The 13,330-nt window shown below is 40.3% G+C and carries 9 protein-coding genes and 3 pseudogenes; 5 read left to right on the top strand and 7 right to left on the bottom strand.

Translation table 11 applies throughout. The features are described 5' to 3' along the window. Positions 1–96: 96 nt before the first annotated feature. The 5 genes and pseudogenes from B5D77_RS04335 to B5D77_RS27935 form a co-directional block, all read right to left on the bottom strand. Positions 97–846 carry a bifunctional 2-polyprenyl-6-hydroxyphenol methylase/3-demethylubiquinol 3-O-methyltransferase UbiG gene (locus tag B5D77_RS04335; RefSeq protein WP_106908345.1) on the bottom strand — a complete coding sequence of 250 codons (750 nt, stop codon included), beginning with the start codon at positions 844–846 and terminating at the stop codon, positions 97–99. A gap of 444 nt (positions 847–1,290) precedes the next feature. Beyond that, positions 1,291–2,826, bottom strand: coding sequence for an oligosaccharide flippase family protein (locus B5D77_RS04330; protein ID WP_106908344.1), 1,536 nt, complete (start codon positions 2,824–2,826; stop codon positions 1,291–1,293). A 31-nt stretch (positions 2,827–2,857) separates the two neighbouring features. Next, positions 2,858–3,628, bottom strand: coding sequence for an FkbM family methyltransferase (locus tag B5D77_RS04325; protein WP_254053033.1), 771 nt, complete (start codon positions 3,626–3,628; stop codon positions 2,858–2,860). An 86-nt stretch (positions 3,629–3,714) separates the two neighbouring features. After that, positions 3,715–3,993, bottom strand: a complete 279-nt coding sequence (locus B5D77_RS04320) for a hypothetical protein (protein ID WP_106908343.1) — start codon at positions 3,991–3,993, stop codon at positions 3,715–3,717. Between the two features lie 144 nt (positions 3,994–4,137). Next, positions 4,138–4,424 (bottom strand): annotated as a pseudogene (locus B5D77_RS27935) (hypothetical protein); the annotation flags it as partial. Between the two features lie 62 nt (positions 4,425–4,486). On the opposite strand from B5D77_RS27935, the gene B5D77_RS04310 reads away from it, so the two are divergent. Both B5D77_RS04310 and B5D77_RS04305 read left to right on the top strand, forming a co-directional pair. Continuing rightward, the gene (locus B5D77_RS04310; RefSeq protein WP_256386931.1) at positions 4,487–5,068 is read left to right on the top strand and encodes an IS30 family transposase; all 582 of its coding nucleotides are present in this window, start codon (positions 4,487–4,489) and stop codon (positions 5,066–5,068) included. A 207-nt stretch (positions 5,069–5,275) separates the two neighbouring features. Further along, positions 5,276–5,740, top strand: a pseudogene (locus B5D77_RS04305) (IS30 family transposase); the annotation flags it as partial. 7 nt (positions 5,741–5,747) lie between these two features. Here the strand turns inward: B5D77_RS04305 and B5D77_RS04300 are convergent. Then, positions 5,748–6,174: pseudogene (locus B5D77_RS04300) on the bottom strand (hypothetical protein); the annotation flags it as partial. A 274-nt stretch (positions 6,175–6,448) separates the two neighbouring features. Between B5D77_RS04300 and B5D77_RS04295 the strand changes: the two are divergent. After that, positions 6,449–8,761, top strand: a complete 2,313-nt coding sequence (locus B5D77_RS04295) for a polysaccharide biosynthesis tyrosine autokinase (protein WP_106908342.1) — start codon at positions 6,449–6,451, stop codon at positions 8,759–8,761. 520 nt (positions 8,762–9,281) lie between these two features. Continuing rightward, on the top strand, positions 9,282–10,751 hold the full coding sequence (locus B5D77_RS04290) for a DASH family cryptochrome (protein ID WP_106908341.1): 1,470 nt from the start codon (positions 9,282–9,284) through the stop codon (positions 10,749–10,751). 342 nt (positions 10,752–11,093) lie between these two features. Here the strand turns inward: B5D77_RS04290 and nadA are convergent, their stop codons facing one another. After that, on the bottom strand, positions 11,094–12,053 hold the full coding sequence (gene nadA, locus B5D77_RS04285) for a quinolinate synthase NadA (RefSeq protein ID WP_008202366.1): 960 nt from the start codon (positions 12,051–12,053) through the stop codon (positions 11,094–11,096). Between the two features lie 256 nt (positions 12,054–12,309). On the opposite strand from nadA, the gene tatC reads away from it, so the two are divergent. Further along, a complete protein-coding gene (tatC, locus tag B5D77_RS04280; RefSeq protein ID WP_008202364.1) occupies positions 12,310–13,071 on the top strand; it encodes a twin-arginine translocase subunit TatC in 762 nt (253 codons plus the stop codon). Positions 13,072–13,330 lie beyond the last annotated feature (259 nt).

Raw genomic sequence — 13,330 nt, 5'->3', positions numbered from 1 at the left:
TTGATTTTGCCGAAAAAGATTTTGATCTAATCTTAATCTGCGGGTGATCGCTCTTGTTACCCTTCTTGAAAAAAATTTTAGGTTGTTCATGCAATGTCAGTTATGTCTTGCTTGCTGTTGTATAAGTTCATCTGTCAACATTTCATTGTCAAGTTTAGTCCTCGAAGCAATAAATATAGAACGACTCAAACCTTGATGTTTTTCTGGATGACTCCAGTCTAGAGGAAATTGCTCATGATTAGGTTGTGTTCTAGGGATGTAAACATAATCAAAATGATTTTGTAAACGAGAAAATATCCATCGTCGTGTCGGACGACATCCCAGACCAGAAAAAGCCTGAGTAGGGTTAGTTTGTATTTCTTTGACAGGATTTATCTGTTCATTATCACCAAAAGAAACACAAGTTTCTAAAAAAAGAATTTTTTGACAAGATTGACTTAGAAAGTCCAAGGCCAAATCAGGATTTTTCAAATGGTAGAGTAATCCATAGCAATGAACTACATCAAATGGACTATTTTCAATTGGCTGAGGAGAATCCAAATCTAATCTCAAGATATTAACTCCAGGGTAACGCAAGACAAGATAATCAAGATTATCTTGTCTTGTTTCTGTTATCGTAATTTGGCACTCTCTGTCTAGATAGTAGTGAGAGTGATCACCTATCCCTGCTCCTACTTCAAGTACTGACATACCTCTTACGGGTATGTTAAGGCTGGCCAAATGTTCAAGTCGTCTTGCATTATGCCTTAAATAAGCATTTGAGTGAAAGTAAAGAACAGGAGCATTATTTTTAACTATTTTGTATCCCAGGTATTTAAAAGTCTCCTGAATAATATTTTTGAACATGACTTAAATCCTCTAAGGTTCCTATGTTTATGTTTATCGGAATATACGGGCTTTTTAGTAACTCAAAAGCTTTCTAGGAAAAAAATTCTTGAATTTTTTTCCTAGAAATCGTGGTTACTGTCTAGATGGTTAGGGAGTAAATAAGGTTTTAGCCTTCCCCCTATAAAACTGGGCGGCTAAAGTCACAGCAGTGCGATAACGTGTCTGAAACCCGCCTTGTTCCTAATACCTTCCCAAACTTCCATCCTATTGTATCATACCTACTGTTCAATGACAACCTCGGCTCGTAAATGATTATGTAGCAGATGAAAGGTTCCACAGAATATATTCTACCGACAGGGCATATTCTATAGCAATCTTAAATGAGATATACGAGTATATTTGCTTGGAAAATATAGAAACAGCTTTTTAGATAAACATATCAATCAGTTTAACATTGGTTGACTAACGCTCTTTTGACATATTCAGCTTACCACAAAAAAGCAAAATAGCTCTACTTAAAGTTTTTGTTCTACCCGTACTACCAAAACATTTGTTTTCTAGATAATAAACAAATAAGATTCCAGAAAAATAAAAAATTATTAAAGAGGTAAATTGTGTGATCAATGTAGCTTTGATTGAATTGTTTACAAGGTGAATAAAAGTAGCTACAATCATTAAAATAATAGATGATATTAAGGGTTGGATTGTCCATTTGCTGAAAGTCAACCAATTCATATTATTATGAGCATGGCGCAACAAGTAAATGACTCCTACAATCATCATCAATTGTCCGATAACTGCATATTTAAACCCAAAATTTAGTGATAAAAAAACGAAAAAGGGAAAATAGAATAGGCCAGTAATTATAACATAAATCCAGTTTTGCTTTGCATTTCCTTTACTTAAATTAAAAAAGAATGTGACTATAGCTTGTGCATGAATATAGCCTACCCAGCAAAAAATAAACAACTGAAAACTAGCTTTGCTAGAAAATCCAGCATTGACCATAATAGTCAATAAGGCTGGACCTGCAATAATTAGTCCTGAATAGACAAAACCTGCAATTAACCCAATAAACCAGCGCAAGCGGTCTTCTATTTGTTCTGCTACCACTTCTAATTTATCTCCTTGAGCTGAGAGCATGGGAAATAAGTAGGAAGACTGCCCAGCTAACATTTGGTGAACTGTTTTATAAATTCTTTGAGCAAAGGTGTAAAAAGGTAAGGAAGAGCTGCCAAATACAGAAGTTAAAAATATTTTATCAACACCATCAAAAAATATAACTTGTATCTGAGTCATGTAAACCCATTTACCAAAAGACCAAAGCTCGATAAACATCGCTTGATCCCAGGAAGGAAGTGTCAAAAATCCCAGGATTTTAGTGACTATAAACCCCGTACATAAACAATTTAATAAAGATAGAGTTAAACTAATTATTCCCAAGGTTAAAATATTGGGAAAGGCTTTCAAAAAAGTGATTCCCAAAATACCATTGGCTAACATAAAAGCAGTGTTGAGCTTTGTTTGCCAGTCAAATCTTTGAAGAGAAGTGAGAAATATATTAAAATAACCAGTGATTTGTTGTAACAAAAATGCTAATCCTAATAATATACAGTACCAACGTCCTATATCAGCATTTCCTTGATATTTACTCCACTGAACAATCCAAGCAGAACCGAAAGCGAAAATACAAAACCCAAACAATCCAAAAGCGAGAGAAGTTGTAAAACAGACACCAGCTATTTTCTGAATTTCTTGATAATTCTTTTCTTCATGAGCGCGACTAATCAACCGGGTTGCAGCCGCACCCAGTCCCAAACCGCTAAAGGTGTTGTTAATGCCAACAATAGTCGCAATGGCAATGGCAAATCCAGCCTCCGCTTCTCCCAACCAGCGAATCGTTAACCCGGCAAACAGAAATCCTAAGATGGCTGTCATTAGAGAACCGATGGCAGTCCACTTAGAATTATTAACAGCTTTGGCAAGTAGATTGCTCAACTAAATAGGCTCCTTTTTGATCCCGCTCTAATTACATAACATCAGTGTTCTTAAATATAGCATCCATTTGCAGTATTTCTGAAGTATTTTCATTGTATCGCCATTCAAATCCTTTGCCAACCATAATATATTTATTCTCTTCTAGTAGTTTGATGATTTCCCATAGATAGGGTTGCTCTCGATAAAACTGACGAAATGATAATTCAATCACTAAGTATTTAGATTTTTTTGGCAAATTTATACTACCCTTTAAAACCTCAATCTCAAAACCTTGAACATCTAGTTTAATTACATCAGGGATTGGTAGATCATCACTGGCATATATTGCATCTAAAATTCTAATTTCTACTTCCTCCTGCTCTTGCTGGTTTTGTGAAATACTATTGGGAAAATATTTATTTTGTTCTTCAGAATCAACAAAAGATGCTGAAGCAGTTCCTCCTTTAATTAATAACTTATCCTCCCTTTCACCTAAACCACACTGGTACATAACTTTAGTAACCCCAGGTAAGGGTAAAGATTGCAATTTCTCCTGATACTGAGATTGGGGTTCAAAAAAAACCACGTGTTCTAAAGTGGGACTCATTTGACTTAAAACATAAGTCCAGTGACCGGCATTTGCCCCTATATCGCAGAGATACTTTGGTTGCACGAATTTAAGCAATACATCTATGGTATCAAAACAATCAACATACCGAAATATCATAGGGTCACATCCAAAATATTCGATTCTTTTCGATAGCCGAAACATCCTAATCGAGAGACCTTTTAACAGTTTAGCCAACAATAGTTTTTGTTCCATGATAGTCTATCAATTATTTTGTCAATTAGTTTCACAAAAGGTTAGGTTAAATTGTCGAGACGCAATCGCCGCCATTTTCCTCAAGCTTATGACTGATTTTCTGGTTTAATTTGCCGAATCAAATAGCGAACTTCTGACAGCCAAACCTCAAAACGCTTGTCTGACTCTTCCTGTCTTTGTCTCATTTCATCCATATTACGCTGTTGCTGTGCTGCGATTTGTAGCAAAGCTTGTGCCGTCAATCTTACTCCTTCTACTGATTCTCTCAATTCCGAAACTGATTCTTTAATTTCGGAAAGCGAGTCTGCTAATTCATCTAGCATTTCATCTGTCCATCTGGAGTGTCCGGCTGAGCTTCTGGTCATGGCTGGCTTTTCTCCTTTTTTAATAACTGCTTACAATTTATTATCGACGCAATCGCCAGCAATTTCCCAACATATTTCCTCTCTAAGCATAACGGTTGCTACCATAGCACACAATCAGCTAAATTGTAAAGCTGTATAGATTTCTCATTCAGCCTCCAAGTCAATTCCTATGGCCTTCAGCTGTGCCGCCATGCGCTCTACCTTCCGTTCGGCTTGTTCGACTCTTTTCCGCTCCTGTTCAATCCGTTCACTCCCCCACAATAGTAAATTACCCGATTCATCCCACCAGCGCAACCAATAAGCTATCATCTCCGCTTTTTTCCCTGCCATACTCCTAGAAATAAACCAATTTCTGTCCGCCAGTAACAATAATTTTCATCAGCTTTCTGTAACTCATACTTCCCTGCTACTAGGCAATACACCGCCAATTCAAAAATGAAACGCATCAACCTCAAGAGTTGACAAAGAAAGGCTCATCAGGTACTGTCTGATCATTAACAAAAACAAATCAGACCCAAAACGAAGCCCTCAACATCTTAACATAGAACAAAGAAACTTGCTCTACCAACTTAGTCAGGAGGGAAATTTATCTCAACGGCAAATGGCCGTCTGGCTCGGATGTCATCAAAGCACAATATCACGGGAATTAAAAAGGAATCAAAGTTCCCTTGGCTGCTATCTACCTGACACAGCACAAGCTCAAAGCGAGACAAGGCGAAAAAATGCCAAACAACCCTTTAAAAATGTCAGCGAGTCAGCCTTAGAGTTGGTCAAAGAAGGATTGAAAGATTATCATAGTCCCGAACAAATAGCAGGTCGTCTGAAAAGAGCCAGTCAAGAATCTCTCAGTCACGAAACCATCTATCAAATGATCTATCAGAACTATCACGGATGTGGAGAGTACCAGAAATATTTACGCCGGGGGCTTTGTCAAAGAAAGAGTCGAGGCGGAGCAAAAAGTAAGCGTGGAGGGATTCCAGGGCGTGTAGATATCAGCGAGCGACCAGTAATTGCTGACCAGAAAACTGAAATCGGTCATTGGGAAAGTGACCTGACAGGGGGACAAGAAGGCTGAAATCCATATATCGTAAGCTTTTCATGGTTTTAGCTCGAAAAAGTTTGCCGCACCATCTCTCACTTATTAATAATAATTCCTAGTAAGCTCGCTCCTATCCCTAGTTCTTTCGTTAGCTTTTTGCCTAGAATCGCTAGATCTATTTCTAATGAGAGAAGCCAGAAGCCTTTGTTAGCAAGTTTTCTAGCTCGCTTGTCCCCCTGTCAGGAAAGTGACACAATGATTGGAGGCAATCATCTAGGAGTTCTCGTTACTCATGTAGATAAAGCCTCGAAATTTTTAGTAGCAGGATTAGCCAAAAACAAAACCGCATCGGAAATCAATAGAGTCACAGAAAAACTTTTTCAAGAGATTGACCCTGACAAAAGAAAAACCTTTACTTGTGACAACGGCAAAGAATTTTGTGGACATCAAGAGTTGAGTCAGAAACTAGGAGCAGATTTTTATTTTGCTACTCCTTATCATTCGTGGGAGAGGGGATTAAACGAGCATACCAATGGACTGTTAAGACAATTTTTCTCCAAGGGAACGAATTTTAAAATCGTTAAGCCAGAGGAGGTGGAAAGAGCCGTAAACTTGATTAACAATCGTCCTCGAAAATGTCTTGACTATCTTACCCCGAATGAGGTATTCTATAAAGGTAGATCAGACAGTGATGCAATTCAGACTTGAATTGGCCCACTTCTAATTCTCCGATTTGTGGTTGAAAAATAATATAGACAGGTACTTGTAAGATTCGCTCATAGAAATAGTGAGGATTGATAGAATACTTCCCTCCCTCCGTTTCTGAGATGAATTCCATGAGGCGTGTAGCTGCGGCGAATTTCTCCTTCTCGGATAGGTGCTACTGCGGGTACATAAACCCAATTGGGAGCTTTTACTACTGTCTTACCGCCAACGGTGGCGCAAATGCCAAAATTAGAAGCAATAAGACTCGCTTCCACAATTAAACTGGCTAATTCTAAAGATTCTCGCAAAGCCGCCGCGAGGAGGGGTTGTAGGGTGCTTTCCACTGGTTCATCAGGGAGGACAAAATCCGCTGGCAATTTCTCCCAGGTAATGGGGGGTAAAGTATCAGAGATGCGAGGTGCTAATGGGATTGTCATTTAGGCTCTCGTGTGATGGTGGTTATGGCGGTTTAGCTTGTTATAAGAGCAAATGAGTATTGCCATTGGCAGGATAGCACACAATTTGTAACCGTTCAGGGGGGGTATGTCAAGCGGCCAGTGGCACTGACTAGGTTAAACGCACCTTATTTGGTAATTACTGGAAAAATTAGGGTTATCATTGTAGCACGGTGTTATGATTGAGCGGTGACAAATCGAGCCAGATTGCCACCGGAAAATCTTTTAATATAGTTATCCCTTGACTATTTGATTAATGATGAACAACCAACAAAACGGGGCTTTAAAAACCCAAAGTCAAGCAAATCTGCCAGTTTTTGCCCAACCAGCTTTTATCCCCTCCCCGACGCAAGAAGAAGAGGAACTCAACCTGCGCCAAGTCCTTTCCGTGATCAAGCATCGCTGGTGGTTAATCGCTGGCATCACCGTAGGGGTGACTACTGCGATCGCTGCTTATACTTTCTTAAAAACCCCTATCTATCAAGGTAAATTCCAGCTGCTCATCGGTCAACCCATTGAGGAAAATAAAAGTTCTTCCAGACTGGCAGCCCAAGACATCCTACCTCAGTTAGGTGGAGAGAACATCGATTATGATACCCAAATCGCCGTTTTAACAAGTCCTCAACTCCTTAACCCCATCCTTAATAAAATAACCCCTAAGTATCCCGACTTTACCTACAGTGATTTAATTAGTAAAACTGGCAAATCTGATCTCAAAATTACTCAATTAAAAGAGACGAAAGTTTTAGAAATTTCCTATCAAGATGAGGAACCGGAAAAAATTAAGCTGGTTTTAGATAATTTAGCCCGTCATTACCTAAACTATAGTTCTCAGGAACGGAAGACCGAAATTAATCAAGGGTTAGATTTTGTTAACGCTCAATTGCCGGTGCTGCGGGAACGAGTTAATTCTCTACAAAAACAAATGCAGCAATTCCGGCAGCAATACAATTTCCTGGATCCCGATAAAGAGGCGACTCGTTTATCACAACAGTTAACCACTACTGAACAAGATTATCGGGCAGCCCAAGTTGCCCTTAACGAAATTAACTCTCGCTATCAAGCTTTACAGCAACAGGTGGGATTGGCCCCTAATCAAGCAATTATCGCTACTTATCTCAGTGAATCTCCCGGTTATCAAGATTTGCTCAAGCAGCTGCAGGAAGTAGAGGTGGAACTGGCGAAACAATCGGCAGTTTTTGCGAAAGATAGTCCGATAATCGCCACCCTAGAGGAAAAACGGGCTAATTTACTGCCCCTACTGCAAAACGAGGCACAGAGAACTTTAGGGGAAAAACTGCCCCAGACAGTGGGTGATTCCCCGGCTTTGGTATCTCAGAGCGCTTTGCGGGTAGAATTAACCCAACAATTGGTAGAAGCCGCTAACAGTCGCCAAACCCTAGAAATTAAGGTAGAATCCCTTGCCCAAGCCCTGAAACAACAGAAAGACTCGGTCAAAAATCTTGCGGTTTTGGCCCGTCGCTATACGGATTTGCAGCGAGAATTGGAAATTGCCACCACCAGTCTCGGCCGTTTTCTGGAGCAACAACAAAAATTACAGCTACAGGTGGCACAACAAGTGGTGCCTTGGCAACTAATTTCCTCCCCAGAAGTAGGGGAGAACTTCGTTTCCCCTAAACCCGTGCGAAATCTGGCTTTAGGGGTTATCGGTGGTCTGTTACTAGGCCTAGGGGCGGCCTTTTTTGCCGAAAGATTAGACCCCGTTCATCACAGTGCAGATGAACTAAAAGAAGATAGCAAACTACCCCTTTTAGGTGCAATTCCTTGGCAAAAAGACCTCGGTACGATCGAAAAAGTGATCACCGCCGCCCTACCCCAGTTAACAGTCGGCGATCGCAAAATTACTATCCCTAATACTACCCTAAAATCAGCCAACGAAAACCCGTCCTACTATAATTTCTCCCCCTTCTCGGAAGCTTTCCGGACTCTTAACACCAATATTCGCCTCCTCGGTTCCGATTCCCCCCTCAAGTCCCTCGTGATTAGTTCTGTATCACCGGGAGATGGTAAAACCACCATATCAATAAATATCGCTAAAGCGGCCGCTAGTATGGGACAAAGGGTCTTACTGGTGGAGGCCGACCTGCGACGACCCCAGATTCACCTGCGACTTAATCTCGATAACGACCACGGCCTTAGTAATGTCATCGCCGAGGGTCTCGATTGGAACGAGGCTATTCAATCCCCACCCCGCTACGAGAATTTATCGATTCTTACCGCCGGTCAAATTCCCCCGGATCCGACCCGCTTGCTTTCTTCCCAGAGAATGCAGGAGATGATCTCCCAATTACAGCAAGACCACGCCTTCGATCTAATTATCTACGATGTACCACCGCTCGCCGCTTTTGCCGATGCGAAAATTCTCGCCGCCATGGCCACCGGACTGATTCTCGTCACCAAACTGGGCAAAACCGATCGCTTTGCGCTGAAAAATCTGCTCGAAGATCTGAGATTATCCCACATTTCCGTGTTAGGTTTAGTGGCTAATAATGTTAGTCGGAAAGACCACAATTATCGTTACTATGGCTATTACTACGGCAAAAGATAATTAAATTCAAGATAGATTTTGGCTTCGATCCCCCCTTAATAAGCTATCCTTTATAGGGATCTTTCTTAACAATTTTTTCAGTAAGCACTCCAACCCTTATCCTGACTTGATTTCAGTTTTTTCCTTGTCAGTAAGGGTGTCAACAAGGAATATTACAGATTGTTAACCGAGTCTTGAAAGCCTTGTGCTACAAAGGTTTGAAATGTTAAGAAAGATGTGACTAAAGGACAGCTTAATAAGGGGGGTGTCTGATGGTTTTTAACACCTAACTACTTATTGATCAGTTAAGTAGTCGGACATAAATTCTGTTGTCTATCTTAAGAAATGTAAATTGTCGCAATTCTTACTGACTCCTGACTGGAAAGTGGGAAGTGGGAAGTGGGAAGTAGGTACTACTTTCATGCTTGACGGTCTAACTTGTTGCATCGGGACTGACGACCGACTCCTGACGACCGACTCCTTACCCCCACAGTTAACTTTACTTTTATCCAACTACTTATCAACTTTTAATTGATGTTAAATGCGGGTTTTAATTTGGTATCGCAATGATCTGCGTGTTCACGATCACGAGGCAATTTATCAAGCTGTTCAAGAACAATTCGAGATAATTCCCTTCTATTGTTTTGATGAGCGTCAATTTGGTTTTACTTCCTACGGGTTTCCAAAAACTGGCAAGTTCCGGGCTAAATTTTTATTAGAAAGCGTAGCAGATTTGCGACAATCTCTGGAAAGTTTAGGCGGTAATTTAATTATCCGACGGGGAAAACCAGAAGAAATTATCCCGCAATTAGTTCAAGAATTGCAGATAGCCAGGGTTTATTATCATCAAGAGGTGACAGCAGAGGAATTAGCGGTAGAAAAAGCTGTAAATAAGGCTTTATCTGGGTTTCCCGTGCAGATAAAAACTTTTTGGACAGCCACTTTATATCATCCTGATGACTTACCTTTTACCATTCATCAACTGCCAGAATTATTTACTAATTTTCGTAAACAAGTAGAACGTCATTGGGAAATAAGAACAACTTATCCCACCCCTAAAAAGTTGACAAAATTACCTAAAATAGATTGGGGAAATCTTCCGATTTTAAACGATTTGGGCTTAACAGAACCAATTTTAGACCAGGGAGGTGTTTTGTCGTTTCAAGGGGGTGAAATGGCAGGAAAATCACGGGTTAAAGAATATATTTGGGATAGTGATTCCTTAAAAACCTATAAGGAAACCCGCAATGAAATGTTAGGGACTAATTATTCCTCAAAATTCTCAGCTTGGTTAAGTTGTGGCTGTCTTTCCCCCCGTTATATCTATGAGGAAGTACAAAAATATGAGCAAACAAGAGTAAAAAATGACTCTACCTATTGGCTGATTTTTGAATTATTATGGCGAGATTTTTTCCGATTTATTTGCAGTAAACACGGCAATAAAATCTTCTATCAATCTGGTTTACAAGAACTTAATTTATCTTGGTTAGAAGATTGGGAAAGATTTAATCTCTGGTGTGAGGGAAAAACTGGTTATCCCCTTGTAGATGCTAATATGAGAGAATTAGGCGCTACAGGATTTATGTCAAATCGTGGCCGGCAAAATGTCGCTAGTTTTCTGACCAAAAATCTCGGTATTGATTGGCGACTAGGAGCAGAATGGTTCGAGTCATTATTAATTGATTACGATGTCTGTAGTAATTGGGGTAATTGGAATTACACTGCTGGTGTCGGCAATGATGCGCGAGGATTTCGTTATTTTAATATCCCTAAACAGTCGAGAGATTATGATCCCAAAGGTGATTATTTACGTCACTGGTTGCCCGAATTAGCCCTAATAAAAGGCGATAAAATTCACGAACCCTATAAATTATTCCCAGAGGAACAAAAGCGTTATGCCGTGATTTTAGGGGTTAATTATCCTCGTCCCATTGTCGATTTTTTTCAATCCATCAAACACAATGAAAAAATTTATCTTCAGCATTTCAGTAATCAGTGGACTTCTACCTAATATTATCTCAAGACTAAAATTTTGTCTAGACAAGCAACTTACCCAAATAAAAATGATTTTAATGTCCCCAGATTTTTTCAGTTAAATTGAATTAGCAAAGACAGATATATATTTTAGTGCCGAACTACTAATTAGTACAAATTATCAAAGCAAGCTCTGATTGAGTGATGATTTTTGGATATGTCTAATGAACTGAAAACTGACAGGCTGCATCTCATATTGGTAACTTTCTCTCCCATATTGGTGAGCAGCAGAAGTTATTAAAAGAGGGCGAATGCAATTCGCCCCTACAATAATATTATTGCGCCATCTGATAACTGATAACTGATCACTGATAACTGATTAAGACATTTCTAACATTCTTTGAATCGGCAACAGTGCCTTAATTCTTAAATCTTCAGAAATAGTAATTTCTGGAGTTTTATCTCCCATACAGAGATACAATTTTTCGAGAGTGTTCAGTCTCATGTAGGGACACTCATTACAAGCACAGTTATTTAAAGCTGGTGCGGGGATAAATAGTTTCTCTGGCGCGGATTTTTGCATCTGGTGAATAATCCCCGGTTCTGTGACGACAATAAAGGTTTTTTCAGAACTTTTTAGAGAATAATTTAATAGTGCCGTCGTGGAACCAATATAATCGGCATGGCGTAAAACCGATGATTCACACTCAGGATGGGCGATAATTTTTGCTTCTGGATGGGCGACTTTTAATTCTATTATCTTGCGTTCGGAAAAAGTTTCATGGACAATACAACTACCCTGCCAGAGAACTAAATCTCTACCAGTTTGCTGGCTAACGTAACGGCCTAAATTGCGATCAGGAGCGAAGATAATCGGTTGATGGGCAGGGATTTTGTTAACTATTTTGACTGCATTGGAACTGGTGCAGATAATATCACTCATGGCTTTAATTTCTGCACTGCAATTAATATAGGAAATCACGATATGATCGGGATATTGGGCTTTAAAACGAGCAAAATCTTCAGGATGACAACTATCAGCTAAAGAACATCCCGCATCTAAATCTGGCAGCAATACCAACTTATCTGGATTTAAGATTTTAGCTGTTTCTGCCATGAAGTGAACCCCCGCAAATACGATCACATCTGCTGGCGTTTGGGCAGCCTGTTGGGATAAACCTAGAGAATCACCAATATAATCAGCTATATCCTGTATGTCAGAATTTTGATAGTAGTGAGCCAGAATAACGGCGTTTAATTGTCGTTTAAGCTCTTTAATTGCCGTAAATAGGTCATCAGGTAAGCTCGATCGATTTGCGGGTTGAACAGTTGTGAACACGGTGGCACTTATGGTTATTTTTACCAAATACTAAACAAGTCCCTATATCATAGCAAATTTTTTTTAAGGGGAGTGGGGAAGTGGGGAGATGGGGAGCAGGGAGAATAAATAAAAGCTGAATACTGACCCCCGATTAAGACTGTCCACTAAAAACTCACATCTGATAACTGGTAACTGATAACTGATAACTGATTCAAGGTCAAGGGTCAACAATGCTAGGATAAAGGCTTGAGTAGAGAACGATCGAGCCAAAGCCATGTCATCGACAGAAGTAAAAACCCCGCCCCCAGACAGTCCCGAATATCTCGATGAGTTACCCGGAGAAGTGGAAATGTCCTTGTTTGACCACTTGGAGGAGTTGCGGCGGCGGATTTTTTATAGTTTAATTGCCGTGGCTGTGGGTGCGGTGGGATGTTTTATCTTCGTTAAACCCCTAGTACAAGTGCTGGAAGTCCCCGCCCAAGGGGTAAAATTTTTGCAGTTGGCCCCAGGAGAATTTTTTTTCGTCTCCCTAAAAGTAGCTGGATATAGCGGCATACTGGTGGCTAGTCCGGTCATTCTCTTGCAAATTATCCTCTTTGTGCTGCCGGGGTTAACCCGTCGCGAACGGCGTTTAATTGTCCCAGTAGTCTTAGGATCGAGTGTTTTATTTTTTGCCGGTTTATTTTTTGCCTATATTGCCCTGATTCCCGCCGCTTTAAACTTTTTTGTCAGTTATGGGGCGGAAGTGGTCGAACAAGCTTGGTCGATCGAGCGCTATTTTGAATTTGTCTTACTTTTACTGTTTAGTACCGGCATCGCCTTTCAAATTCCCGTTATTCAATTGATTTTGAGCTTTTTAGGCATTATTTCCTCGCAAACGATGTTATCGGGCTGGCGTTTCGTGGTTTTAGGGGCGGTGATTTTAGGCGCGATTTTAACCCCTTCCACAGATCCTCTCACCCAATCCCTGTTAGCAGGGGCGGTCTTGGGTCTATACTTTGGGGGCATTGGGGTGGTGAAATTAACGGGACGTTAACTAGCTATTAGCCGTCATAGGAGACAGGAGTGGGAATTATGAATTATGAATTATGAATTATGAATTGACGAGCGGGGAGCAGGGAGAACAAAGCTGACTTTTGCCTATTGCCCATTGCCCATTGCCCATTGCCCATTGCCCATTGCCCATTGCCCATTGCCCATTGCCCATTGCCCATTGCCTATTGCCTATTCCGGCTGATGGCTGAGGGCTAAAAAGCTGATAAAATTTGACGGCTGAAAACTAATTAAGCCAGAAA

The organism is Microcystis sp. MC19 (genome assembly GCF_003019735.1).
GTDB lineage: Bacteria > Cyanobacteriota > Cyanobacteriia > Cyanobacteriales > Microcystaceae > Microcystis.
Note: the sequence above shows the minus strand (reverse complement) of the source record. Positions and strands in the feature narration are given on the sequence as shown.

Bases quoted from the DNA above. Each gene is read 5' to 3' on its own strand.
- B5D77_RS04335 (WP_106908345.1), bottom strand. From the start codon at position 846: ATGTTCAAAAATATTATTCAGGAGACTTTTAAATACCTGGGATACAAA.
- B5D77_RS04325 (WP_254053033.1), bottom strand. From the start codon at position 3,628: ATGGAACAAAAACTATTGTTGGCTAAACTGTTAAAAGGTCTCTCGATT.
- B5D77_RS04320 (WP_106908343.1), bottom strand. From the start codon at position 3,993: ATGACCAGAAGCTCAGCCGGACACTCCAGATGGACAGATGAAATGCTA.
- B5D77_RS04295 (WP_106908342.1), top strand. From the start codon at position 6,449: ATGATGAACAACCAACAAAACGGGGCTTTAAAAACCCAAAGTCAAGCA.
- B5D77_RS04290 (WP_106908341.1), top strand. From the start codon at position 9,282: ATGCGGGTTTTAATTTGGTATCGCAATGATCTGCGTGTTCACGATCAC.
- tatC (WP_008202364.1), top strand. From the start codon at position 12,310: ATGTCATCGACAGAAGTAAAAACCCCGCCCCCAGACAGTCCCGAATAT.